Below are 25033 nucleotides of genomic sequence, written 5' to 3' on the forward strand. Positions count from 1 at the left end.
CAGGGGAGCGGCCGCTTTGCCGATTGGGGAGGATTCCGCGCACATGGGTAACCCGAACTTCGTCACCGGACCGGTCGCACCGGCCAAGGACCCGGTGCCGAGCCTGGCGTCCACGTACCCGGCGAAGTCGCCGTACTCCAATCCGGCCCCGCCCAACGGTGTCAACCCCGTACTGATCCCGCCCGCCCTCGGCACCACCCAGCTGGACACCCCGCACGAGCTCAACGCCTCGGCCGGAATAGCGCGGCAGATCGCCACCGACCTCGACAGCGCCAACGGCAAGGCCGGCCCCGGCGCGCACAGCCTCACCGAGTACGCGAGCACCGCGTCGACCAAGATCCGGGGCTTCTCCTTCGGCGGTGCCCTCACCGGCAGCACCGAACGGTGGCTGCAGCAGTGCAAGACCCTGCACGACAAGCTCGGCAGCACCGCCGCGAACCTCGACAAGACCCAGCGGTTCTACGGCGACAACGAGGCCAGGACCGCCGCCGACCTCGGCGCGACCCGCTAGCCAGGAGAGGGGAAAGCACAGATGGTGTCCTTCAAGGAACTGCACGAGGCCGACTTCTCCGGGGTCAGCGACGCCGCGGAGGCCTGGGCCGGCGTGGCCAAGGCCCTCACCGCTCTGGACGGCCGGGTCACCAAGGACCTCACCAGCACCGCCCAGCGGGCCGGCTGGAAGGGCGATGCCGCCGACGCGGCGACGACGGCCATGCAGGGCATGGACGGCGACTTCAAGCAGGCCTCTGCCGTCGCCACCGCCCTCGCCGCGATCATGAAGACCGCCGCCGAGGACTTCACCGCCGCCCGACGCGACCTCGACACGGCCATCCATGACGCGCAAACCGAGAACATGACCGTCTCCGCAGACGGCCAGGTCAACTGGACCCTGCCGAAGGAGGCTCGGAACGACACCGATGGCGAGAAGCTGGCCCAGGGGCTGAGGGCCAAGGCGGAGGCCATCGCGGCCCGGTTGACGAAGGCCGTCGAGAAGGCCGCCGCCGCAGACCAACGGGCAAGCGTCGCGCTCCAGGGCGACATCGGTACCAGCACCACGTCCTTCAACCCCACCCCCTACGGTGGCGGCCCGGTCGCCGACGCCAACCGGGCCAAGGACCTCATGGCCAAGGCCGGCAGCCTCTCCGACGACCAGCTCAAGCAGCTGCAGGCCCTCATGGCCGCCAATGCGGAGAACAAGGACTTCTCCACCACCCTGCTCAACGGCCTCAACTACGGCGGAAAGACCGGCCCCGACGCCCTGCTGGAGTACAGCAAGGTCTACGACGACCTCGCCCACGGCAGCCGCAACGCCAAGGGCTACCAGGATGTCTACGGCAACCTGTCCGTGGCCCTGGCCACGGCCACCCGTGACGGAGGGATGGGCAAAGCCTGGGAGGACGGGCTGCTGGCCGCCGCCCGCCGCCCCGGGGGGTCCGCGGCGGGATACAACGACAACTACCCGGCACTGACGGCGCTGCTCAACGCCAAGGGCAGCTTCGACAAGGGTTTCCTGACCAAGGTAGGCACCGACCTGGTCGACTACGAGCGCGGCAGCAAGCTCAAGGGCGCGGACTTGTGGGGCCCGGACTGGAGCAACGCCACTGGCCACCAGGGCGATCCGATGCGGGACCTCATGCAGGCCATGAGCCGCAACCCCGAGGCCTCGAAGGACTTCCTCGACCCCGCAGCCAACAAGAACCTCGACTACCTGCTCAAAGCCCGCCAGTGGCCCAACCAGGGCTACGAGCACAACCAGTTGGACCCGGTCGCACGCAACAACTCCCGCGGCGCGTTCGGCGACGCCTTGGAGGCCGCAACCACCGGTCGTGATCCGAACGGCAACCAGCCGCCCGTCCGCCCGCACGACGCGGCGATGGCGCGCATCATGTCCGACACGATCACCCACTTCGGGGGCGACTCCGCCGGGCATGTGACCGAGCTCCCGGTCGGACTGCGCCGACCGTTCGGCAACATGATCGCCGACTACGCGGCCGACACGTACGAGATCATCGGCAAGGAGGTCAACGGGCACTCCGAGACCAGCGGATTGGTCATCGACCGAGATCGTCTCATCCGGGTCATCCGAGGAGTGTCCGATGACCCTGAGGCGTTCAGGGCGATCCACTACGCCGAGAGCCAGGAAATGGCCCGGCGGCTCGACGCCTACCCCGCTGACACCTTCAGGATGGATCAAACCGGGCACCCCAACGCCGGTATCGAGGGCTATGTGCGAGAGGCCGGCCAGGTCCTGGGGGCACTCAGTGGCACGCAGTCGGACGTCATGACCCGTCACCATGACGACGTGGTGTTCCAGAACAACTGGCAAGCGAAGATGAACTACCACCTCATCGGCACGCCCCTGACTCCCGTACCGGTTGTGGGTGACTACGTCCAGCGCATGGTCGATGTCGGTACGTCGGAATGGGCGAACGGGCTCAACAGCAAGCAGGACCAGGAGACACAGGCAGACCTGTCCAAGATGTTCAATTCCGGAGAGAACCAGCTGAAGCAGATGATCGTCACAAAGGCCGAAGAGGCCGGTCTCACCAACGCGGAGATCGCTTCGACTGCCGGTGTGCCCCAGAAGCTCCTGCACGATGTGTCCGATAGCTACGGGACAGGCGTCAACCAGACGTACCGCAATGCGCTGGGTGGACGCTGAGATGAAGAAGACTCAGCACGCCGCCGATCAGCCCGGCGACGAGAAGACCGTCAGCGAGCGCCTGGACGCGGCGCTCGACCGGCGGGGGTTCACGACCCGGCCGCTGCGGGTACGGGCGGCGGTCACCGTGGTGGCGGTGACGGCGGTCGTGGCCGGGGCCGGGGTGTTCCTCGCGGACAACCTGACCAATGCCTTCGGACCGGACAGCGTGTGCGACAGTACCGTGAGCGCGGATTTGCTGAACGACGTACTCGGGCCGGGCAAGGTCAGCGATCAGGCGTTCGGCGACGGGCACTTGCGCAGCGGATCCGCCTTCTGCATGGCGAAGGTGAGTTCCGGGGTCTTCGGCAACGAACGGTCAGTCACCGTGGAGCTGCGCAAGAACAGCGACCTCTCCGTCGTCGCGAACGACTCGGAGGCCCGGCTGTTCGCCGCTTCGGCCAACGGTGGAGCGTCCGGCGCGGCCTTCGACCACCGGGCCTGGGCACTGCTTCCCGAGGCGTGCGGCAGTGGGCAGCGGGTCACCGTCAGAGCGGACCGCGGTGAACGGCCCGGGGCCGAGAAGCTCGCCGCACTCGCCGCGTCGACGGCCGACCGCATCGCGTCACAACAGGGGTGCGGCACGTCGCCCACGCCCGCGCCGCACCAACTCTCCGATGCCGGAAAGGACCGCGACCTCGACCGCAGCACCGTCTGCGGTCTGCCCGGGCTCACCATGCCCACCACCCCCGGCGGCCCGGCCTTCCGGGAGACCGTGACCACCGCGACCGACCCGCTGTGGGCCTGTCTCATCCACTCGGACGCGAACCCGAGGTCCTCGATCACCTTCACTGTCGGCACCGAGCCCCGCCTCCTGACCGCGACAACCCCGAAGGACGAACCGGGGATCGGCCGAGCTCGCTGGGTGAAGCCCGACGAGATGACGACGACTTGCCAGGGCCGGCCGACCTACTTCCGGATGGAAGTCAACGGCTTCCGGGACCTCGTACCGGACAGCGATTCCGCCTGGAAGCAGTTCCTCACCGCCGGTGCCAAGGCGATCGGCTGCGAGCCGATCCTCTGACCTCTCTGCGGGCGGCCGGTTCCCAACCGGCCGCCCGCACCGATCCAGTCGGCCGAGCAACACACAGGGGACAGCACATCGTGGACAACAAGGACGACGACAGGCCTGACGGCTCCACCGCAGGCCTGGCCGGGCGCGTCGATGCGGCGCTCGACCGGCGGGGGTTCACCACGCGGGGGCTGCGGGTACGGCTGGCGGTCGTACTCCTGGCGTTCTCCCTCGTTCCGGTAGGGGCGGCGGGGTTCGGGCTGTACCGGCTGACGAACCTCGGCGGGCCGGACAGTGTGTGCGACGGAGCGGTCACCGCGGACCAGGTGCACCACCTGTTGGGGTCGGGGCGGATCAGTGAGAGCAAGGGTCGCTACTCCGCCACGGAGGACTACACCGGGAACACTTGCACCGCCAGGGTCACTTCCGGCCTGTTCCAGACCTCCACGGCGGTCGCGCAGTTCACCATCACCCACAACACCGATGACGGTCCGGGCGCGTTGGCCTCCTCGGACGCCCGGCTGTTCTCCGGTGACTCTGCCGGTTCGGTGACGCCGGACGTCGCATGGGCCGTACTCCCCGAGGGGTGCGAGAAGGGCGTTCGCGCCGAGGTCCGCACCAGTGAGACCGGCCAGGACGAGACCAGGGCCCGGCTGGCCGTAGCCCTCGCCAACGACGTGGCCAAGGCGCGCGGATGCGGCAACGGGGTACCCCCGGCACCGGCGAGCCTGTCGGCGAAGGGCATCGATTCGGCCCCGGACTGGGCCAATCTCTGCGGCCTGCCGGGGTTCGCACCCGCGAAGAACCCCGAGGCCCGGTGGCGCATGCCACAGCAGGTCACCACCGCCACCGCCCCGATCTGGTCCTGCACGATCGGCGGGGACCCGCGACGCGATAGCCGGGTGCAGCAGTTCGCGATCACCACCGAGCCGCAGACAACCGCCCTGGGTCGGAAGAACGGTACGGCCTCCGATCTGGGTCGGGCCCAGTGGGTGGCCGGCGGAACGCTCGTCACGAGCTGTCAGGGCAAGGACGTCTTCTTCACCGTCACCGGCGGGTACTCCTCTCAGCTTGAGAAGCGCTACCTCTTCCCCGACCAGGACGACCTGGTGCGCCAGTTCCTCACCGCCGGCGGCAAGGCGATCGGCTGTGAGCCGATCCTGTGACGCCTCCCCTCCTGCGGGCGGCCGGTTGACGACCGGCCGCCCGCAGGAGCACGCCTGAATCCGACCGACCGAGCAGCAACCGGGGAACGACACACCATGGAAGACAAGAACGGCTCCACCAACGGCACCGTCGGGCGGATGGACGCGGCGCTCGACCGGCGGGGGTTCACCACCCGGGGGCTGCGGGTGCGGGCCGGGGTCATGGCAGTGGCGGCGGTCGGGCTGGTGGCCGGGCTGGGGGTCGCCGGGTGGGCGCTGCTGGCGGACGACATGACCAACAGGTTCGGGCCGGACAGCGTGTGCGACGAGGTGGTGAGCTCACGGGCGGTGAACGAAGCGCTCGGGTCGGGCAAGGTCAGCGCGGAGCCGTACGAGGGGAACGTCAGCCGCGGCACGGCGGTCTGCACCGTGCAGGTGGCCGGCGGGATGTTCGGCGACGACCGGAACATCCGGGTGTCCCTCGGCGAGAGCAAGGATGTGTTCCACCTCCCGATCCCTCCCGGCGCCCGGACGTTCGCCGCCTCGGCGAACGGTGGCGCGGTCGGCGCCGTCCGTGGCGACGAGGCGTGGGCACTGCTCCCCGAGGGCTGCCCCAACGGGCTCTGGGCCAGGGTCACCGCGTACTCCGGGAAGGATCCCGACCCGCTGAAGCTCGCCCGGCTCGCCGTGTCGGCGGCCGACCGCATCGCGGACCAGCGCGGTTGCGGCAAGGCGCCGCTGCCCGTCCTGCACGAGCTGGCCCCGGCCGCCACCGAGCGGGAGCTCGACGGCGACGCGGTCTGCGGCCTGCCGGGGGTCTCCGTCCAGCGCTCGCCCGACAAGCGCTACAGGGAGGCCGTGACCGTCGGATCCGATCCCCTGTGGACCTGCGAGATCACGCCTGAGGATGCGCACGGGAGCACCTCTTCCCTCGTCATCGCCACCGAGTCCCGGCTCCGGCCGGAGGCCACCGAGCGGGACACCAGGCCGGCGTTCGGCCGTGCCCGCTGGGTGGGGTCCCTCCCCCGGGACGAGATCGTGGTGACCTGCCACGGTCGCCCCGTCTACTTCCGGATCGGCGCGATCAGGCACCTGGGGCACCTGTTCTCCACCTCCGACGAGGCCTGGAAGCAGTTCCTCACGGCCGGCGGCCAGGCGATCGGGTGTGAGCCGATCCTGTAGCGGGCGGAAATGGGCGGGCGGGTGTCGGGGTAATGGTCTATCTTGCGATGGACCTATTACGTGAGACACGGGGGAGCACCATGAGCACCACCACCACCACCACCGACCGTACCGACCACACCGACCGCACCGTCGTCGCCGTCTCCGAGCGGCTGGTGCTGACGCGGCCGCGGGAGGGGGACGTGGGGGCGGTGTTCGCGATCCACGGGGATCCGGAGACCAACCGGTACAACCCGCACGGGCCGCAGCGGGAGCTCGTCCAGGCGCGGGAGATGCTGGACGGGTTCGTCGCCGACTGGGTGCGGGACGGGGTGGGGTACTGCGCCGTCGCCACCCGGGAGGACCCGGGGACGGTGATCGGGTTCGCCGGGCTCTACCTGCACACCCTGGACGGGGAGCGGGTGTTCAACCTCTACTACCGGTTCCGGCCGTCCGCCTGGGGCCTCGGGTACGCGGCGGAGGCGGCCCGGGCGGCGATGGCGGAGGCGCTGCCGCGCCACCCCGGGGTCCCGGTGGTCGCCCTGATCCACGCGGACAACCTGCCCTCGCGCCGGCTCGCCGAGCGGCTCGGGCTGGTCGCCGACCCGGACGGCCGCACCGACGAGGAGGACCGGGTGATCCACCGGATGGCCTGAGGCCGGAGCCCGCCGCCCGGAGAGGACCCCCCGGAGGAGCCCCCGCCCGCCGAGATCCCCCGCCAGGGGGAGCGGGATCGCGCCCCCGGCGGAGGCCCCGGCGCCCGGCCCGGCGGGACCGTGGGGGCATGAGGATCAACGAGCACGTGGTGCGGGCCGGGGCGGCGTGGACGGCGGTGGCGGCGACCGGGCCGTACCTGACGCTGAAGCTGCTGTGGCTGACCGGGCATCCGGTGGGGGCGGGCGATCCCGGCGAGATGGACCGGCTGTGGCTGGTGAACCTGCTGACCTTCGGCATGGACGCGATCGCCGTGGCCCTGGCGCTGGCGTTCGTCCGGCCGTGGGGGCGGCGGGCGCCGGCCGGGCTGGTGGCGTTCCCGATGTGGGTGGCGACCGGTCTGCTCGGCACGATCCTGGTCGCGCTGCCGCTGTACCTGCTGAGCCTCCTGGTCCTGGGGCCGGAGAGCGCCGACCCGGACGACAAGGGCCTCGGCGGCTGGGTCTTCCCCGTCGTGTACGGCGGCTTCGCCGTCCAGGGCCTCGCGCTGATCACCGCCTTCGTGCTGTACGCCCGCCGGCGCTGGGCCGGGCTGCTGCGGGAGCGGATCGGCGACCTGCCGGACTCCCCCACCCTGACCGTGCAGCGCGTCCTCGCCTGCGTTGCCGCGCTGCTCGCCGCGGGTGTCGCGGCGGCCCGGGTCTACTGGGCGCTGGGCGGCACCGCCGGAGTGCCGCAGGACCTGGTGGACGGCCGGTCCCGGGGCGTGGCGGTGATGAACGGGGTGACCGCGGTGATGGCGGTGGCCGCGGCGGCGGCGCTGCTGGTCCTGGTCTTCCGGTTCCGTCCGGGGCGCCGGCTGCTCGGGCCGCTGCTGGCGGTCTGGACGGCGGCCGGTTCGCTGTTCGGCTGGGGCGCCTGGCAGTTGGTGGCCTTCGGGGCGACGACGACCCGGGTGACCGAGCTGCGGACGGCCGTCCCCGGGCTGACGCCCCTGGTCCAGGGCGCCCAGGTGGTGGCCGCGGTGCTGGTCCTGGCGGTCGGGGCGGTCGCGCTCACCGAACGCGGCACCCTCCGGCGCGCCGCTGCCGTAGAGTCGCGCGGGTGATCACGGGGGTGGGCATGCGACTGCGGCGTACGGGAGAGGTGGGCGTCCGCCTGCGGCGTGCGGCGGGGGCGGCGGTCGGCCGGCGGGCCCGGCTGCGCTGGGTGCACCTGGTGCTGGGCGGCGCGCTGCTGATGCCGTACTGGATGCTGTCGGTGGTGCTGTACGGGGCGCTCAACCCGAACCAGTCGCCCGGACGCCAACTGCTGCTGTACGTCCTGTCGTTGCTCACCTCGCTGCCGATGGCCGCCGTCACCGCGCTGGTGCCGATGGTGCGGGGGCTGGAGGGCGCGGCGGCGCGGGCGCTGTGCTCGGCGGCCCGGCCGGAGGAGCTGGCCACCGGGCCGGCCCGCTCCTGGGGCGCCCGGTGGCGCACCGCGCTCTGGTACGTGCTGCACGTCCTGTTCGGCGGGGTGGTCGCCGGGATGACGCTGGCGGGCACCCCGTTCGCGGTGGTGCTGGTCTGCGGCTTCGCGGGGACCAGGGAGTTCGTCCGGATGTGGGAGCGGCACTTCCCCGGCTGGCTGGTCACCGGCCCGGCCCTCGGCCTCGGCGTTCTGCTGCTGATCGTCGGCACCAACGCCGTCTGCGGCGCGCTGCTCGCCCGCTGGGCGCCCGCCCTGCTCGGCCCGACCCCGGAGGAGCGGGTGGCCGTCGCCGAGCGCCGGGCCACCGTGCTCGCCCAGCGCAACCGGCTGGCCCGCGAGCTGCACGACTCGGTCGGCCACGCGCTCAGCGCCGTCGGCATCCAGGCCTCGGCCGCCGCCCGGGTGCTGCGCAGCAACCCGGACTTCGCCGCCGAGGCGCTCGCGGCGATCGAGGAGACCGCCCGGGCGGCCGTCGCCGAACTCGACGCCGTACTGGGGCTGTTGCGCGAGGAGGGCCCGGAGGCCGCCGGACCCGCCGGGCCGACCCTCGCCGGGCTGGACGACCTGCTGCGCCAGCTCGGCCGCGCCGGGGTGGCGGTGGACGCCGAGCTGGCGCCCGGGCTGGCCGGCCTGCCCGAGCCGGTCTCCCGCGAGGCGTACCGGATCGTGCAGGAGGGCCTGACGAATGTGCTGCGCCACGCCGGGCCCGCCCCGGCCGGGCTGCGGGTCCGGCTCGCCGACGGCCGGCTGGAGATCGACCTGACCAATCCGCTCGGCCCCGCCCGGCCGAGCCGCCCCGGCGGCGGGCGCGGGCTGCGCGGGATCGGCGAGCGGGCGGCGGCCCTGCACGGCGGCAGCGCGGCGGGGCCGGACGGGGACGGAACGACGTGGCGGCTGGCCGTCTGGCTGCCGGTGGGAGGGACGACGTGAACGAGGACATGAACGAGATGGGGTACGACGCCGTGGACGAGGGTGCACGGCAGGGCGCCGACGGCATCCGGGTGGTGATCGCGGACGACGAGCGGCTGGTCCGCCTGGGCCTGCGGGTGGTGATCGACAGCGAACCGGACCTCACCGTGGTCGGCGAGGCCGCCGACGGGGCCGAGGTCGTCCCACTGGTGCGCGAACTGCGCCCGGACGTGGTGCTGATGGACGTCCGGATGCCCGGCATCGACGGCATCCGGGCCACCGAACAGCTGGTCAACGGGATGGCCCCGCCGCCGCGCATCCTGGTGGTCACCACCTTCGAGCACGACGACCACGTGTACGACGCGCTGCGCGCGGGCGCCGCCGGGTTCCTGCTGAAGCGGGCCCGGGCGGAGGAGATGGTGCAGGCGGTGCGGCTGGTCGCGCGCGGCGACTCGCTGCTGTTCCCGGCGGCCGTCCGCGACCTCGCGCTGCGCCACGGCGCGGACCGGCGCCGGGAGGCCGGGTCGGGCGACCGGGGGTCGATCGGGCGGCTGACCGAGCGGGAGGGGCAGGTGCTGCGGCTGATGGCCACCGGGCTCAACAACGGCGAGATCGCGCGGCAGCTGGTGGTGAGCCAGGAGACGGTGAAGACGCACGTCGGCAGCGTGCTGGCCAAGCTGGGCGCGCGGGACCGCACCCAGGCGGTCATCGCGGCGTACGAGTCGGGCTTCGTGCTGCCGGGCTGACGCCTGCTCAGGATCCACCACGGCCATCACCCGTGCCCCCGGTCCGCCCGAGCGCCTCGAACGTGGATTCCATCCGATCGGTACCAGCGAGTAGAGTGCGGGTTTCCCCCTCGACGTCCGATACCTCCCGTATCGCCTGGAACGAACTGGTGGCCGCATGACAGTCCGGACCCGACCCGCGCTCTGGTGGCGCATGGGCATCGTGCTCTCGGCGGGCCTCGGCCTGACCCTCGGGACCGCGCCGCTGGTCTACTTCACCGTGCAGAGCAACGTGATCGTGTTCGGCTACTTCATCGGCGCGGTGTACTGGATGCTCAAGCGCGGCACCGTGGACGCGCCCGCGCCCCGGCTGCGCGGCGCCGCCACGCTGTACATCCTGATCACCGGGCTGGTCTCGCACATCCTGCTCGAACACGGCGCCAACCCGCTGCCCGGGCTGGTCAGCGGGCCGGACAAGCTGGCGCACTGGTCGTCGTTCTTCCTGCACTACGTGACGCCGGTGATGGTGATCGCCGACTGGCTGGTGCTCAAGCCGCGCAACGCCTCGGCGTGGAAGGACATCCCGCTCTGGCTGGGCTTCCCGCTCGGCTACGCGGCGATCGTGCTCACCCGCAACGCGCTGTTCGACGACTACCCGATGCCCTACCCGTACTTCTTCTTCGACCCGACCACCAAGGGCTACGGCTACGTCTGGGGCCAGATAGCCCTGCTGACCGTCGAGTTCGTGGCGCTCGCCGCACTCGTCGTCGGGCTGGACCGGCTCGGGACGCGGATCGCGGGAAGGCTGCGGTCGACGCCGCAGGCATAGCCCCGGGAGTCCACGCTCCCCCGTCGCTCACGCGGCGGGCGCGTCCTCGGGGAACGCGGCGTCGAACTCGGCCCGGTGCGCCTTCCAGAACGCCACCGCGTGGTCCACGAAGACCCGGCGCTGCTGCTCGCGCACGCTCAGGTCGTGGACGTAGGCCTTCACGGTCTTGCCGTCCGCGGCGGCGGCCTCGCGGATCGCGGCGAGCTCGTGCTCCGTGTACTCGATGGTGAGCGCAGGCATGCCGCCGATGGTACTGGAGCGACGGGTAGTTGGGACCGCGGACGGCGGTTTTTCACCCGCAGTCAAAACGGTCGCTGTCGAGACCGTCGAGGACCATTGCGCCCGGCTCCGGGTCGGCCCGGAGAAGGAAGCCGGTGCGCCCGGAGGAGGAAGCGGGTGCGGCTCGTCGGATGACGCCCGGGCGGTGGGGCCGGCCGTAGCGTCGACGGGGAGCGGTGGCGGAGGGGTTCCGCGGGGGAGACCGGGGTTTCGGCGGAGGCCGGAGATGACACGCAGGTCAGGAATGGCACGCAGGTCAGGGATGACGCGCACGGCGGGAACGGCGCGCAGCAGGACCGGAAGCGGCGTCGGCCGGGCCGCGGCCGCGGCAGTGGCCCTCGCGACGGCGGTGGGGCTGGCGGCACCGGGGGCGGCCGCGGCGCGGGAAGGGCGGGGGAACCCGTTGGAGGGGGTCTGGCGGACGGAGGGCTACGGCCTGCTGATCGCGGTCTCCGGGGGCCGGGTCACCACCTACGACGTGACCGCGCACAGCTGCCTGCCCGGGTGGGTCACCGGGACGCAGGCCTCGGAGCCCGGCCCGGACGGCACCACCCGCTACACCGTGGGCAACCTCGCCATGACGCTCACCCCCAAGGGCCGGAACCGGGCCGTGGAACGCGAGGAGAGCGGGGTCGGCACCAAGTCGCTCACCCGCCTGGACGCCCTGCCGCCGCTGTGCGCGCGGCCGGCTCCGAACGACCCGCTCGCGGTCTTCGACCGGTTCTGGGAGGACTTCGAGGAGAACTACCCGTTCTTCGCCGCCAAGGGCATCGACTGGCACGCCGTCCGGGACGAGAAGCGGCCCACGATCACCCCGGCGACGACCGCCGACCGGCTGCAGGACGTCTTCACGGACATGCTCGGCCCGCTCGGCGACGCGCACACCGGGCTGGCCCGGGTGGTCGACGGGCACGCCAAGGAGGTCTTCGGCGGGCAGCGGCCGGATTCGACGGTGCAGACCCCGGAACTGACCGCGCGGGCCCTGCAGGCCTCGGCCGCCCAGCTCACCGGCCCGGAGCAGCAGTTCGCCGGCGGCCGGCTCGGCGTGGGCCGGCTCCCGGACGGCCTCGGCTACCTCCGGGTGAGCAGCTTCGACGGCTACACCGACGGCGACTTCCGGAGCCAGGTCGACGAGCTGGACCGGGCGCTGGACGCCGTGCTGGCCGGCCCTGACCGGCCCACCGGCCTGGTCGTCGACGTGCGGCTGAACGGCGGCGGCTCGGACGCGCTCGGGCTGCACATCGCCGCCCGGCTCACCGACCGCCCGTACGTCGCCTACCGGAAGGTGGCGCGCAACGACCCGGCCGACCCGACGAAGTTCACCCGGCCCGAGCCGATCACCGTACGGCCGTCGGCGGGCGGGCACTTCACCGGGCCGGTGGCGGTGCTCACCTCCTCGATCTCCACCAGCGCCGCGGAGACCTTCACCCAGGCCATGACGGGCCGCTCCCCGCGGGTGCTCCGGGTCGGCGAGAACACCCAGGGCGTCTTCTCCGACATCATGATCAAGTCGCTCTCGCCGGACTTCATGGCCGTCCTGCCGAACGAGAAGTACCTGACCAGGAACGGCGGCACCTTCGACGGCCCGGGCATCCCGCCGAACGTCCGCACACCGGTCTTCACCCCGGACGAGCTGACCGCGCTCAGGGACTCGGCCCTGAGCACGGCCCGCCGGATGCTCACCGAGGACGCCCAAGGCAACCAAAGCAGCCAGGGCGACCACGGCGACCAGGGCGACCAGGGGAACGCCGAGAACGACCAGGAGCAGTAACGGCAGGAGCAGCAGTAGGCGCTACATCGGCTCCACCGTCCGCAGTTCGCCGTCCAGCTCCAGCCACCGGGTGAGGCCCAGGCCGCGCAGGAACGGCAGGTCGTGGCTGGCCACGATCAGCGCGCCCCGGTACGCGGACAGCGCCTGGGTGAGCTGGCGGACGCTGGCGAGGTCCAGGTTGTTGGTCGGCTCGTCGAGCAGCAGCAGCTGCGGCGGCGGGTCGGCCAGCAGCAGGGCGGCCAGCGTCGCCCGGAACCGCTCGCCGCCGGAGAGCGTGGCGGCGGGCTGGTCGGCCCGGGCGCCGCGGAACAGGAAGCGGGCGAGCCGGGCGCGGACCGCGTTGTCCCCTGCGGTGGGGGCGAACAGCTTGACGTTCTCCACGACGGAGCGCTCCTCGTCCAGCAGGTCGAGCCGCTGCGGGAGGTGCCGCAGCGGCACCGGGGTGATGACCTCTCCCGCCGGCGGGGCGAGTTCGCCCGCGATGGTGCGCAGCAGCGTCGTCTTGCCGGCGCCGTTGCGGCCGACCAGGGCGATCCGCTCGGGCCCGCGCAGGTCGAGGTCGGCGGTGGTGCCGTGGGGCAGCCGGACCCTGTCCAGGGTGAGCACGGTGCGCCCGGCCGGGACGGCGGTGCGCGGCAGGTCGATCCGGATCTCGGCGTCGTCCCGGACGGCCTCCTCGGCCGCGTCGAGCCGGGCCTTGGCCTCCTCCAGGCGCTCGGTGTGCATGCCCTGGAGGCGGCCGGCCGTCTCCTGGCCCTTGCGCTTGAGCATCCCGGCGAAGATGTGCGGGTCGTTGCGGGTGACCGAGCGCTTCTTGCCGTACGCGGCGCTGCGGTCCAGCCGGATGCGGGCGTCGGCCAAGTCCCGCTTCTGGCGCCGGACGTCGGCCTCGGCGTTGCGCAGCAGCCGCTCGGCCGTCTCCTGCTGGGCCGCGAGGGTGCGTTCGTACTCCTCGAAGTTGCCCCCGTACCAGGTGACTTCGCCGTCCCGGAGGTCGGCGATCTGGTCGACGTGCCGGAGCAGCTCGCGGTCGTGGCTGACGATCAGCAGCACGCCGTTCCAGCCGGCCACCGTCTCGTAGAGCCGCTCGCGGGCGGCCCGGTCGAGGTTGTTGGTGGGCTCGTCGAGCAGCAGGACGTCGGGGCGGGCCAGCAGCAGGGCGGCCAGCCGCAGCAGCACGGCCTCGCCGCCGGAGAGTTCGCCGGTGGTCCGGTCGAGGCCGAGGCGGTGCAGGCCGAGCCGGTCGAGGGTGGCGCGGGCGCGCTCCTCGACGTCCCAGTCGTCGCCGACCGCGTCGAAGTGGCGCTGGTCGGTGTCGCCGGACTCGATGGCGTGCAGGGCCTCGCGGGCGGCGCGGATGCCGAGCGCCTCGTCCACCCGCAGGGTGGTGTCGAGCGTCAACCCCTGTGGCAGGTAGCCGAGTTCGCCGTCGATCCGGACGGTGCCGCCGGTCGGGGCGAGCTCGCCCGCGATCAGCCGCAGCAGGGTGGACTTGCCCGCGCCGTTGAGCCCGATCAGGCCGGTGCGGCCGGGGCCGACGGCGAGCTGGAAGCCGTCCAGGACGGGCTTGCCGTCGGGCCACTCGAACGAGAGCTCGGTGCAGAGGACGGCGGTGGTGGTGGGGTGGTGTGCCATACAGGCCTCCCGGGGTGGTTGCCGAAGGGGTGGTGAGCAACACGGGGAGACACCGCGGGTGCGGAAACCGGGCACGGCCGGGGGAACGAAGGGGTGGCGTCACGCAGAGGAGTGCCACGGGCCGTGACTGAGGTCGCACACTCGCGCACCGCGCGACGGCAGCAGGGCCTGCGCGGCGGGGGCGGTGTCCCGGGACCTCAGTAGAGCAACGGCCTTCTCCTTGTCTGGCTGATGACCCGGACCACGCTAGGCAGCCCGCCCGGGGCGTGCAACCGATTTACCGGCCGCCGGGCCCGCCGGGACCACCGCGCGACCCGCAGGGCGCACCCCCGGGACCGCCCCGCGACGGGCCCCCGGTGCCGATCCCGTGCCCATCCGGTGACGGCCCCGTCCCGGTCCGGTGCGGAATTCGGGAGTCCCCCGGACGCATGGCAGACTCCTCACCTGCCATGCCTGCGGCCGAGTGGGGCCGCACCCGGGGAACGGGCCGCATGGCGGTAGTCAACAGGGGGATTTGAACTCATGTCACCGATATCCCGGCCGGGCCGTGCCGTCCTGGGCGCCTCCGTCGTCGCGCTGACCATGGTGGTCGCCACCGCGTGCGGCCCCGACAACGCCGACCCGGCCGTGACCGCGGCTCCCGGCGTCACGGCCGGCGCCTCCGGCACGCCGGGCGCGGCTCCGATCAAGCTTCCGACGCTCGAAGAGCTGAAGACCTGGAAGCTGGAGGACTGGGACAAGTGGGCCCAGGCCAACGTGATCACCCCGGCGGTCAAGGGTTACTGGACCCTGCAGAAGCTGCTGGACGCCAAGCCGAAGCCGCTGCCGCAGCCCGCCCCGGAGGGGACCCAGCCGCCCGCGCAGCCCACCGGCGCCGCGCCGGCCACCAGCGCGCCGGCCACCGCCGCGCCCACGGCCCAGCCCACCGCGGCCCAGCCCGGCGGTGGCGGCGGCGCGGACCAGCTGCCCGCGATGGTCCCGGCCAAGCCCGTGGCGCACCCGTTCCCGAAGAACATGCACGTCAACGGCAAGATCTTCTTCAAGGACGGCAACGAGGACTACGTGTGCTCCGGCACCGTCGTCTCCGACCCGGCCAACCCCGGCAAGAGCAACCTGGTGTGGACCGCCAGCCACTGCCTGCACGGCGGCAAGGGCAACAAGTACTACACCGACATCACCTTCGCCCCGGCCTTCAACAGCAACGGCGTGCTGAGCAACGGCAACAAGCAGGCCAAGCTGGAGGACGCCGAGCCGTACGGCGAGTGGACCGCCACCTCCGGCATGGTCTCGCCGCAGTGGGCCGCGGAGGCCGACCCGGAGAAGGGCGGCCCGTGGAGCCAGTACGACTTCGGCATCGTGAAGGTCGCGAACCCCAGCCCGGGCGGCAAGTCGCTGGAGGAGACCGTCGGCGGCTCCGTCCCGCTCTGGTTCAACGCCCCGCGTGACCAGGTCGGCGCCGTCAGCAACTACGGCTTCCCGGAGGGCAAGCCCTTCGACGGCGTGGAGCTGGAGCACTGCGACGGCGGCAAGCCGTCCAAGAAGACCGGCGACCCGAGCCGCCCGGCGATGCTGCTGATCGGCTGCAACATGACCGGCGGCAGCAGCGGCGGCGGCTGGTACGCGACCAAGGACGGCAAGCCCGCCCTGGTCAGCGACACCTCCATCGGCAACGGCGCGAACACCTACGAGGCCGGTCCGTACCTGGAGGACGTGGCCCAGCACATGTTCGAGTACTTCTCGAAGAAGGCCAAGTGAAGAAGGCCGAGTGACCCGCTCCGACGAAGGCCGAGTGGTCTTCCGAGCGGCGCGGTGACCCGCTGAGCGGTGATCCGGGGGCCGCGGCCGCGACGGCCGCGGCCCCCGTCTTTTCGGCCGGACGCCCGGCTCCTCCTACAATCGGGCTCATCATGAGCGCCACACTCGTAGTCAAGGACCTCAGCGCCGGCCACGGCGAACGCACCCTCTTCTCCGGCCTGGACCTGGTCGTCGCCCCCGGCGACGTGATCGGCCTGGTCGGCGTGAACGGCGCCGGCAAGTCGACCCTGCTGCGGCTGCTGGCCGGCCTGGACACCCCCGAGGGCGGCTCGCTGCGGCTGAGCCCGGCGAGCGCCAACGTCGGCCACCTGCCGCAGGAGCCGGAGCGGCGCGAGGGCGAGTCGGTGCGCGACTTCCTGGCCCGCCGCACCGGTGTGGCGGCCGCGCAGGCCGCGCTGGACGAGGCCACCGAGGGCCTGGTCGAGGGCCGGCCGGGCGCCGACGACGCGTACGCCGTCGGCCTGGAGCGCTGGCTGGACCTCGGCGGCGCCGACCTGGAGGAGCGCGCCGAGGAGGTCGCCGACTCGCTCGGGCTGAAGGTCTCGCTGGACCTGCCGATGACCGCCCTGTCCGGCGGCCAGGCCGCCCGGGCCGGCCTCGCCTCGCTGTTGCTCTCCCGCTACGACGTCTTCCTGCTCGACGAGCCCACCAACGACCTCGACCTGGACGGCCTGGAGCGGCTGGAGTCCTTCGTCAAGGGCCTGCGCACGGGCACCGTGCTGATCAGCCACGACCGCGAGTTCCTGGCCCGCACCGTGACCAAGGTGCTGGAGCTGGACCTCCACCAGCAGCAGGTCAACCTGTACGGCGGCGGCTACGAGGCGTACCTGGAGGAGCGGGCGGTGGCCCGCCGGCACGCCCGCGAGGAGTACGACGAGTACGCCGACACCAAGGCCTCGCTGGAGGCCCGGGGCCAGATGCAGCGCAACTGGATGGAGCACGGCGTCCGCAACGCCCGCCGCAAGAGCAGCGACAACGACAAGAACGCCAAGGCGAAGCGCACCGAGTCCACCGAGAAGCAGGCCTCCAAGGCCCGGCAGACCCAGCGGATGATCGAGCGGCTGGACGTGGTCGAGGAGCCGCGCAAGGAGTGGGAGCTGCGGATGGAGATCGCCACCGCGCCGCGCTCCGGCTCGGTGGTGGCCACTCTGCGCGCGGCCGTCGCCAAGCGCGGCGACTTCTCCTTCGGCCCGGTGGACCTGCAGATCGACTGGGCCGACCGGGTCGCCATCACCGGCGCCAACGGCGCGGGCAAGTCCACGCTGCTGGCCGCCCTGCTCGGCCGGCTCGAGCTCGACAGCGGCAGCGCCTCGCTGGGCTCCGGCGTGGTGGTCGGCGAGGTGGACCAGGCGCGCGGGCTGTTCCTGGGCGGGGAGCCGCTGCTGGAGGCCTTCGCGGCCGCCGTGCCGGAGCTCGCGCCGGAGGACGTGCGCACCCTGCTGGCCAAGTTCGGCCTCAAGGCGGTGCACGTGCTGCGCCCGGCCGGCACCCTCTCCCCCGGCGAGCGCACCCGGGCCGCGCTGGCGCTGCTGCAGGCCCGCGGGGTCAACCTGCTGGTGCTGGACGAGCCCACCAACCACCTGGACCTGCCCGCGATCGAGCAGCTGGAGTCCGCGCTCGGCTCGTACACCGGCACCCTGCTGCTGGTCACCCACGACCGGCGGATGCTGGACACGGTGGCGGTGAACCGGCGGATCGAGGTCCGGGACGGGCGGGCGCACGAGCTGTAGGGGTCGCCGGGCCCGGGGAACGGGATCGGCCGCCGGCCGGATCGGCCTCCGGGGATCGGTCTCCGGGGATTGGTCTCTACCTCTTCCCGGAAACCCCCTCCCGGAGGGGCCGTCATGTGCTGTGCTGTGCGCCATGGTTGACAGCACTGACAGCGCCGTGGCGGGGACGTCCCACCCGACCGTCCCGCTCACCCCCATGACGGTGCCCGCCCACGAGGCCGAGGCCCGCAGCAGGTCCTTCCACGACGTGATGGCGCAGCGCCGGACCGTCCGCGACTACTCCACCCGCCCGATCCCGGACGGGGTGGTCGAATGGGCGGTCCGGACCGCCTCCACCGCGCCCAGCGGCGCGCACGTCCAGCCCTGGCGGTTCGTGGTGATCACCGACCCGGAGCGCAAGCGGCGGCTGCGCGAGGCGGCCGAGACCGAGGAGCGCGAGTTCTACGGCCACCGGGCGTCCGAGGAGTGGCTGGCCGCGCTCGCCCCGATCGGCACCGACTGGCGCAAGCCGTTCCTGGAGGACGCGCCGGCCGTGATCGTGGTGTTCGAGGTGCACAAGGGCCCCGAGTCGCCGCGCCCGTACTACACCAAGGAGTCGGTGGGGATCGCGGTCGGGCTGCTGCTGGCCACGCTGCACCAGGCCGGCCTGGCCACGCTGACCCACACCCCGAGCCCGATGAAGTTCCTCAACGAGGTGTGCGACCGCCCGGCGGAGGAGCGCGCCGCGTACGTCATCCCGGTCGGCTACCCGGCCGAGGGGGCGCGCGTGCCGGACCTGCGGCGCAAGGAGCTCGACGAGGTGATGGTCCGGCTCTGACGCGCCGGGGTGCGGCCGGGCGCGCCCGCCACCAGAGGGATATCCGATGGTGACAGGTCCCGGCCAAGGACATAATCGCCGCCATGAGCCAAGCACAGCCACGGCCCTGCGGCCTCGCCCCACCGCTGGTGGAGGCGACCGCCGGGCGGCCGCCGGAACGGCTGCGGCTGCCCGGCGGCCTCTGGCTGCGGCGCCGCCGCAGCAGCCACACGGCGGCGCTGAACCAGGCCGTCCGCGCCAACCTGGACCACCTGCGGCCCTGGATGGAGTGGGCGGCCGAGGCCCCCTCCCGGGCCCGGACCGCCGAGCTGACCCGGGCCGGCGCGGCCGCCTGGGAGGCCGGCACCGACTTCATGTACCTGGCCGGCCTGGACGCCGAGCCCGGCGGCGTGATCGGCGCCTTCGGCCTGCACGGGCGGATCGGCCCGGGCGCGCTGGAGATCGGCTACTGGGTCGCCGCCGGGCACGTCGGCCGGGGCATCGCCACCGCCGCGGCCGGGGCGCTGACCGAGGCCGCGCTGGCCCTGCCCGGGATCACCCGGGTGGAGATCCGCTGCGACCGGGCGAACGGCGCCAGCGCGGCCGTCCCGCGCAAGCTCGGCTACCGGCTGGACCGGGTCGCGGAGGCCGCCGTCCGGGCTCCGGGCGAGACCGGACGGCAGCTGGTGTGGGTGCGGGAGCGCTGACGGCGCGGGTACGGGGCAGCGCCGCCGTCAGTAGCGCTCGCCGGTCGCGGCCGGCAGCGCGTCCAGCTCGGCCAGGTCCGCCGCCGAGAGCTCGATCCCGGCCGCCCCCACGTTGTCCACCAGGTAGCGCGGCGTCCTGGTGCCCGGGATCGGGAAGACGTACCGGCCCTGCGCCAGCACCCAGGCCAGCGCGACCTGCGCCGGGGTGGCGCCGATCCGCTCGGCGACCGCCCGGACCTTCCCGACCAGCGCCAGGTTGGCCCGCAGCGCGTCGTGCTGGAAGCGCGGCAGCCGGCGGCGGAAGTCGTCGGCGGGCAGCTCCTCGATGGAGGTGATCCCGCCGGTCAGGAAGCCCCGGCCGAGCGGCGAGAACGGCAGGAAGGCGATGCCCTGCTCCTCGGTGTACGGCAGCACCTCGGCCAGCGCGTCCCGGGTCCACAGCGACAGCTCGGACTGCACCGAGGCCACCGGGTGCACGCTCTGCGCCCGCTTGATCTCCTCGACGCCCGCCTCGGAGAGGCCGATGCTCCGGGCCTTGCCCGCCGCGACGACCTCGGCGAACGCGCCCCAGGTCTCCTCGATCGGGACCTGGGGGTCGACCCGGTGCAGCTGGTAGAGGTCGACGTGGTCGGTGCCCAGCCGGCGCAGGCTCTCGTCGATCGAGCGGCGCACGTGCTCGGGTCGGCCGTTGCGCTCCTGCTGGCCCGCGCCGCCCGGCACGATGCCGACCTTGGTGGCCAGGAAGGCGCGCTCCCGGTACGGGCCGGCCAGCGCGGCGCCGACCACCTCCTCGTTGGTGTACGGGCCGTACATGTCGGCGGTGTCGATCAGGCCGACGCCGAGGTCCAGCGCCTGCCGGATCACCCGGACCGACTTCTCGTCGTCCCGGTCCCGCTCGGTGTAGGCCCAGGTCATGCCCATGCAGCCGAGACCGATGACGCCGATCTCCGGGCCGCTGGTGCCGAACGAGGCGTTGCGCATGGTGGTGCTCCCGTCGTGGTTTCCGCGGCTCCCGTGGGGGTGGCCGCGGTGTTCGCGTGGTGGTGCGTGATCAACGCCCTCAGCTTTCACCTTGGAGTGCACTCAAGGTCAAGCCCCCTCATCCCCGGGCCCGCCGCGACCGCCGCCCGGCATCGTCTTAACCGTTCCTAAAACCTGTCCCTGACGGGGCGTCCGAGACCGGGAAATGCTTGACGTGCACAGCTGGTCTAGTCCAGTTTGATGCTCAGCACCGCGCTCCCCCACCCCGGACCACCCCAGGCCGCCGCCCGCCCCGCGCCTCCCCCTCGCGGCGCGGGCGGCCCCCACGTCCCGAGAGGCACCCCCATGCCCAGCGCGCCCCAGCACGCCCCCACACACCGCCGCCCCGCCCGCCGGACCACCCTGCTGAGCCTCGCCGCCGCCACCGCGCTCGCCGCCGGCGGCCTGGCCGTCCTCGCCGGGAACGCCGGCGCCGCCGACGGCAACCTGCTCGCCAACGGCGGGCTGGAGAGCGGCGCGCTCGGCCCGTGGAGCTGTTCGGCCGGCACCGGGAGCTTGGTCGACTCCGGTGCGCACAGCGGGACGTACGCGCTCAAGGGGGCGGTGGGCGCGAGCGACACCGCGCAGTGCGGCCAGACCGTCAGCGTCCGGCCCAACACCACGTACACGCTCAGCGCCTGGGTGCAGGGCCGGTACGTCTACCTCGGCGCCACCGGCAGCGGCGTCACCGACCCGGCCACCTGGACCGCCGGCGGCGCCGACTGGCAGCAGCTGTCGACCAGTTTCACCACCGGGGCGGCCACCACCAGCGTCACCGTGTACCTGCACGGCTGGTACGGGCAGGGCGGCTACCTCGCCGACGACATCGCCCTGACCGGCCCGGGCGGCGGCAACCCGACCACCCCGCCGCCGAGTTCGACCCCGCCGAGCCCGACCGGCACCCCGACCGGCGCGCCCACCGGAACGCCCACCGGCGGCCCGGGCACCCCGGCGCCGAACGTCGCGCTCCCGGTCGCCCCGTTCATCGACATGGGCGCCTGGCCGACCCCCTCGATGCCCGACCTGGCCAAGGCGGCCGGCCTCAAGGGCTACACGATGGGCTTCGTCACCGGCGTCGACTGCAAGGCCAGCTGGTTCAACGCCTACGACCCGCGCACCGCCTGGGCCAAGGACCAGGTGGACGCGCTGCGCGCGGCCGGCGGCGACGTCAAGGTCTCCTTCGGCGGCGCCGCCGGCACCGAACTCGCCGCCGCCTGCACCACGGTGGACTCGCTGTTCGCCGAGTACGACGCGGTGGTGAGCGCCTACAACCTGCGCTACGTCGACTTCGACATCGAGGGCGCGGCCATCGCCGACACCGCCGCCAACGACCGCCGCTCGGCCGCCCTCGCCAGGCTCCAGCAGGCCCACCCGGGCCTCAGGGTCTCCTTCACCCTGCCCGTCCTGCCCGAGGGCCTGACCTCCGAGGGCGTCGCCATCGTCAAGTCCGCCCGGGACGCCGGGGTCGCCGTCGACCTGGTCAACATCATGGCGATGGACTACTACCGGAGCGGGACGGACTACGGCAACGCCGCCGTCCAGGCCGCCCAGTCGCTGTTCGGCCAGCTCAAGGCGCTCTACCCGGCGAAGACCGACGCCCAGCTGTGGGCCATGGTCGGCGTCACCCCGATGATCGGCGAGAACGACGACCACCAGGTCTACAACCAGGCCGACGCCCAGCAGTTGGTGGCCTTCGCCCGGCAGAACCACCTCGGGATGCTCTCCTTCTGGGACGCCACCCGGGACGCCAACGCCTGCACCGGCGGCTCGCTGTCCAAGTGCACCAACATCCCGCAGCAGCCGTACGAGTTCGCGAAGATCCTCGGCCAGTACGCGGGCTGAGCCCACCGGCCGCCGGCCGCCGGGCAGTCGACCACACGCCCGGTGGCCGGCCGGCCACCGGCCTCGCCTACCGGGAGGCGGAGTGGTGACGCGCCCCGGGGCGGCTCAGGTGTCGTAGCAGCCGCACCAGGGGGCGTCGAAGCCCAGGCCGTCGGGGTAGAGCTCGAAGTGGACCCGATCCTCCTCGTCGTCCACCTCGTCCGGTTCGTAGTCCTCGCGCACCAGGCCGAACAGTTCGCCGTCGACGTGCACGGCGAACGGGGCGATCGCGATGTCCCCGTACTCGCGGCCGGGCAGGGCGTCGAGCCACTCCGCCAGCAGCAGCCGGGCCTGCGGCGCCTCGCCGGCGGGGTGTATCCGCGAGTCGAGGTGGCGGCCGGCGGCGTCGAAGCGGTGCAGGACGGCGTAGTACCGGCCGGCGCCGAGGCCGAGCGCCGAGGCGAGGAACTGGCCGCCCTGCCAGCGGCCGATGGTGTCGGTGCGGTAGTCGGGCCGGTGGCTGATGGGGATGACCTCGGGAACGTTCACGGTCGAACCGTACGGGTGAGCTGTGACAGCACCGCCGGCTCCGCGCAGCCCGCCGCCCGGCTCAGCGGCCGGTCGGGAGGTTCGCCCCGCCGGTGCAGTCGAGCACCACACCTGTGACGAAGCCGTTGGCGGCCAGCAGGTGGATCGCCCGGGCGACGTCCTCCGCCCGGCCGACCCGGCCGACCGGGGTGGTGGCGGCGAGGCCCTCGAACAGCGCGGCCCGCTGCTCGGCCGGTACGCGGTCCCACCACGGGGTGTCGATCACGCCGGGCGAGACGGCGTTGACCCGCAGCGGGGCCAGCTCGACGGCCAGCGGCGGCACCATCGCCTCCAGCGCGCCGTTGATGGCGGCCAGTCCGGCGGTGCCGGGGAAGGCGGCGCGGGCCGATGCTGCGGTGATCAGGGTGACCGAGCCGTCCTCGCGCAGGTGCGGCAGCGCCGCCTGGAGTACGCGCACCTGCGGCCAGAACTTGGCGTCGAAGCCGGCCGCGAGTTCGGCCAGGTCGAGCTGGGCGAACGGGCCGGCGCCGGCCGCGCCGCTGACCGCGACGACCAGGTGGTCGACCACGCCGGTCGTGGCGAAGAAGGCGGCGAGGGCGGCCGGGTCGGTCGCGTCCAGCGGGTGCCCGGTGGTCTTGCCGCCGATCCGGGCGACGGCGGCGTCCAGCCGGTCGCGGTCGCGGCCGGTCACCACGACCTCGGCGCCGTCGGCGGCGAAGGCGGTGGCCGTGGCCTCGCCGATGCCCGAGCTGCCGCCCATCACGACGACGCGCTGTCCGGCGAAGGGAGTTGACGCAGTGCTCATGGTGGTGGGGCCTTTCGACTTATCGAGACTGTCGGTTCCGGAAATGATGGTTGTCGAGACTGATAGTCTTGTCAAGGGGGATCGGGGCGAGGCACACCGGAGGAGAGGGAGCACGATGAGCGAGACCGAGGGCACCGAGGCCACCGAGGCCGCCCCGGCGGCACGCCCGCACACCGGACGCCGCCGCAACGAGGCCGCCCACCGCGCGATCCTCGACGCCGCGCTGCGCCTGCTCGCCGAGTCCGACGGCACCCCCGTCACCATCGACGCCATCGCCCGCGCGGCCGGCGTCGGCAAGCAGACCGTCTACCGCTGGTGGCCCTCCAAGGGCGCCGTCCTGCTCGACGCCCTCACCGACCGCGCCGACCAGGACGTGTCCGGCCCCGACACCGGCGACCTGCGCGCCGACCTGCGCGCCTTCGTCAGCACCACCTTCGAGGCGGCCCAGCGCGACACCACCGCCCCCGCACTGCGCACCGTCGCCCGCGAGGCCGCGCGCGACCCGCACCTCGCCGACCTGATGCGGAGCTTCACCGCCACCCGCCGCACCGCGCTGCGCGAACTCCTCACCCGGGGACGCGAGCGCGGCGAACTGTCCGCGGACGCCGATCCGGACCTCATCGCCGACCAGGTCTACGGGGTGTTCTGGTACCGCTTCCTGCTCGGACACGGGCCACTGGACGCGGGCACCGCGGAGCGGCTCGCCGACTCACTGCTCACGGGGAACGCCAGCGGGAACGCCGAGGCGAACACCGAGGGGAAGCGCGGCCGTTAGCTCCGCTGCCGCCCCTGGCCGCGCCCGCGCACCAGGGGCAGGTACACCTCGTCGACGATCTCCACCAGCACGTCGTCCGGCGCCGTCGGCACCCCGCGCGCCATGAACTCGTTGCGCAGCAGCACCATCGCCACCGTCGCCACCCGGGGGTGCAGCGCCTCGGGAGCGGCCTCGCCGCGGGCGACGGCGCGGCCCAGGACGGTGAGCCAGGGCGCGGCCACGGCGTCGCCGGACTGGTCCTGCAGCTGGGCCAGGAACTCCGTGGCGCCGCCGGCCGCGGCCAGTAGCTCGCGCAGTACGGCGCCCAGCGGGGAGCTCCAGTGGCGGTTCGCCTGGCGGAGCAACTCCAGGGCGTCGCCACGCAGTTCACCGGTGTCGGGGAGCGGGGCGGTCTTCGCGAGCTGCTTGTACGCGGCGATGCCGAGTGCCAGCCGGTTGGGCCAGCGTCGGTAGATGGCGTTCTTGTTGGTGCCCGCGCGGGCGGCGACCTTGTCCATGGTCAGCCCGGCGTACCCGGCCCCGGTGAGCTCCTCGACCGCGGCGTGCAGGATCGCCTCCTCCAGCGCCGCTCCGCGCCGCCGCGTCTGCCCGGCCATGCCCTCGCTCCGCCCAGTCCGCCCGCCGATACCGCCCGTACCCTCCCCATCCTTCTTGCCGTGCCGGGCCGTCGGCAACTAGGGTACTGGCCGTACCGTAAATTCTCTCTCGCCGGAAGGGCGGA

At 73.1% G+C, this 25033-nt stretch carries 23 protein-coding genes; 17 read left to right on the forward strand and 6 right to left on the reverse strand.

Annotated elements, in window-relative coordinates; all coding sequences use genetic code 11:
- Nucleotides 1–43 precede the first annotated feature (43 nt).
- The 10 genes from ACWDD9_RS22965 (at nt 44) to ACWDD9_RS23010 (ending at nt 10609) form a co-directional block, all read left to right on the forward strand.
- On the forward strand, nt 44–511 hold the full coding sequence (locus tag ACWDD9_RS22965) for a hypothetical protein (RefSeq protein ID WP_449812540.1): 468 nt from the start codon (nt 44–46) through the stop codon (nt 509–511).
- 21 nt (nt 512–532) lie between these two features.
- The gene (locus tag ACWDD9_RS22970; protein ID WP_449812541.1) at nt 533–2662 is read left to right on the forward strand and encodes a hypothetical protein; all 2130 of its coding nucleotides are present in this window, start codon (nt 533–535) and stop codon (nt 2660–2662) included.
- Nucleotides 2663–2798: 136 nt separating this feature from the next.
- Nucleotides 2799–3725 (forward strand): hypothetical protein, encoded by a 927-nt coding sequence (locus tag ACWDD9_RS22975; protein ID WP_449812542.1) that lies wholly within the window; start codon nt 2799–2801, stop codon nt 3723–3725.
- Between the two features lie 80 nt (nt 3726–3805).
- Nucleotides 3806–4879: a hypothetical protein gene (locus tag ACWDD9_RS22980; protein ID WP_449812543.1), complete on the forward strand. Its 1074-nt coding sequence runs from the start codon at nt 3806–3808 to the stop codon at nt 4877–4879.
- 96 nt (nt 4880–4975) lie between these two features.
- On the forward strand, nt 4976–6040 hold the full coding sequence (locus ACWDD9_RS22985; RefSeq protein ID WP_449812544.1) for a hypothetical protein: 1065 nt from the start codon (nt 4976–4978) through the stop codon (nt 6038–6040).
- 80 nt (nt 6041–6120) lie between these two features.
- Nucleotides 6121–6675 carry a GNAT family N-acetyltransferase gene (locus ACWDD9_RS22990; RefSeq protein ID WP_449812545.1) on the forward strand — a complete coding sequence of 185 codons (555 nt, stop codon included), beginning with the start codon at nt 6121–6123 and terminating at the stop codon, nt 6673–6675.
- A gap of 128 nt (nt 6676–6803) precedes the next feature.
- Nucleotides 6804–7781, forward strand: coding sequence for a hypothetical protein (locus ACWDD9_RS22995; protein WP_449812546.1), 978 nt, complete (start codon nt 6804–6806; stop codon nt 7779–7781).
- Nucleotides 7778–9076, forward strand: coding sequence for a sensor histidine kinase (locus tag ACWDD9_RS23000; protein ID WP_449812547.1), 1299 nt, complete (start codon nt 7778–7780; stop codon nt 9074–9076). The genes ACWDD9_RS22995 and ACWDD9_RS23000 overlap by 4 nt, the downstream gene beginning before the upstream one ends.
- A gap of 17 nt (nt 9077–9093) precedes the next feature.
- Complete coding sequence (locus ACWDD9_RS23005; protein ID WP_449812589.1) at nt 9094–9801, forward strand: response regulator; 708 nt, start codon at nt 9094–9096, stop codon at nt 9799–9801.
- Nucleotides 9802–9958: 157 nt separating this feature from the next.
- The gene (locus ACWDD9_RS23010) at nt 9959–10609 is read left to right on the forward strand and encodes a Pr6Pr family membrane protein (RefSeq protein WP_049658279.1); all 651 of its coding nucleotides are present in this window, start codon (nt 9959–9961) and stop codon (nt 10607–10609) included.
- A gap of 27 nt (nt 10610–10636) precedes the next feature.
- Here ACWDD9_RS23010 and ACWDD9_RS23015 read toward each other — a convergent pair whose 3' ends face one another.
- Nucleotides 10637–10849 carry a hypothetical protein gene (locus ACWDD9_RS23015; protein ID WP_074002239.1) on the reverse strand — a complete coding sequence of 71 codons (213 nt, stop codon included), beginning with the start codon at nt 10847–10849 and terminating at the stop codon, nt 10637–10639.
- A gap of 442 nt (nt 10850–11291) precedes the next feature.
- Between ACWDD9_RS23015 and ACWDD9_RS23020 the strand changes: the two genes are divergently transcribed.
- Nucleotides 11292–12659, forward strand: a complete 1368-nt coding sequence (locus ACWDD9_RS23020; RefSeq protein ID WP_449812548.1) for a S41 family peptidase — start codon at nt 11292–11294, stop codon at nt 12657–12659.
- Nucleotides 12660–12680: 21 nt separating this feature from the next.
- On the opposite strand, the gene ACWDD9_RS23025 is transcribed toward ACWDD9_RS23020, so the two are convergent.
- The gene (locus tag ACWDD9_RS23025; RefSeq protein WP_449812549.1) at nt 12681–14294 is read right to left on the reverse strand and encodes an ABC-F family ATP-binding cassette domain-containing protein; all 1614 of its coding nucleotides are present in this window, start codon (nt 14292–14294) and stop codon (nt 12681–12683) included.
- Nucleotides 14295–14816: 522 nt separating this feature from the next.
- Between ACWDD9_RS23025 and ACWDD9_RS23030 the strand changes: the two genes are divergently transcribed.
- The 4 genes from ACWDD9_RS23030 to ACWDD9_RS23045 all read left to right on the forward strand — a co-directional run bounded on the left by ACWDD9_RS23030 (nt 14817) and on the right by ACWDD9_RS23045 (nt 19342).
- Complete coding sequence (locus tag ACWDD9_RS23030) at nt 14817–16049, forward strand: hypothetical protein (protein ID WP_449812550.1); 1233 nt, start codon at nt 14817–14819, stop codon at nt 16047–16049.
- A 152-nt stretch (nt 16050–16201) separates the two neighbouring features.
- The gene (locus ACWDD9_RS23035) at nt 16202–17839 is read left to right on the forward strand and encodes an ABC-F family ATP-binding cassette domain-containing protein (protein ID WP_049658729.1); all 1638 of its coding nucleotides are present in this window, start codon (nt 16202–16204) and stop codon (nt 17837–17839) included.
- A 133-nt stretch (nt 17840–17972) separates the two neighbouring features.
- A complete protein-coding gene (locus ACWDD9_RS23040) occupies nt 17973–18656 on the forward strand; it encodes a nitroreductase family protein (RefSeq protein ID WP_049658730.1) in 684 nt (227 codons plus the stop codon).
- 83 nt (nt 18657–18739) lie between these two features.
- Complete coding sequence (locus ACWDD9_RS23045) at nt 18740–19342, forward strand: GNAT family N-acetyltransferase (RefSeq protein WP_117487287.1); 603 nt, start codon at nt 18740–18742, stop codon at nt 19340–19342.
- Nucleotides 19343–19369: 27 nt separating this feature from the next.
- Here ACWDD9_RS23045 and ACWDD9_RS23050 read toward each other — a convergent pair whose 3' ends face one another.
- On the reverse strand, nt 19370–20323 hold the full coding sequence (locus ACWDD9_RS23050; RefSeq protein WP_049658731.1) for an aldo/keto reductase: 954 nt from the start codon (nt 20321–20323) through the stop codon (nt 19370–19372).
- A 345-nt stretch (nt 20324–20668) separates the two neighbouring features.
- On the opposite strand from ACWDD9_RS23050, the gene ACWDD9_RS23055 reads away from it, so the two are divergent.
- Nucleotides 20669–22204: a carbohydrate binding domain-containing protein gene (locus tag ACWDD9_RS23055; protein ID WP_449812551.1), complete on the forward strand. Its 1536-nt coding sequence runs from the start codon at nt 20669–20671 to the stop codon at nt 22202–22204.
- A 105-nt stretch (nt 22205–22309) separates the two neighbouring features.
- Here the strand turns inward: ACWDD9_RS23055 and ACWDD9_RS23060 are convergent, their stop codons facing one another.
- Both ACWDD9_RS23060 and ACWDD9_RS23065 read right to left on the reverse strand, forming a co-directional pair.
- Nucleotides 22310–22732 carry a hypothetical protein gene (locus ACWDD9_RS23060; protein WP_387966405.1) on the reverse strand — a complete coding sequence of 141 codons (423 nt, stop codon included), beginning with the start codon at nt 22730–22732 and terminating at the stop codon, nt 22310–22312.
- Between the two features lie 61 nt (nt 22733–22793).
- Nucleotides 22794–23537 (reverse strand): SDR family oxidoreductase, encoded by a 744-nt coding sequence (locus ACWDD9_RS23065; protein WP_049651400.1) that lies wholly within the window; start codon nt 23535–23537, stop codon nt 22794–22796.
- A gap of 115 nt (nt 23538–23652) precedes the next feature.
- On the opposite strand from ACWDD9_RS23065, the gene ACWDD9_RS23070 reads away from it, so the two are divergent.
- On the forward strand, nt 23653–24312 hold the full coding sequence (locus ACWDD9_RS23070; RefSeq protein WP_449812552.1) for a TetR/AcrR family transcriptional regulator: 660 nt from the start codon (nt 23653–23655) through the stop codon (nt 24310–24312).
- On the opposite strand, the gene ACWDD9_RS23075 is transcribed toward ACWDD9_RS23070, so the two are convergent.
- On the reverse strand, nt 24309–24908 hold the full coding sequence (locus tag ACWDD9_RS23075; protein ID WP_449812553.1) for a TetR/AcrR family transcriptional regulator: 600 nt from the start codon (nt 24906–24908) through the stop codon (nt 24309–24311). The two genes, ACWDD9_RS23070 and ACWDD9_RS23075, sit on opposite strands and share 4 nt — an antisense overlap.
- Between the last annotated feature and the right edge of the window lie 125 nt (nt 24909–25033).

The organism is Kitasatospora sp. NPDC001119 (assembly GCF_053598475.1).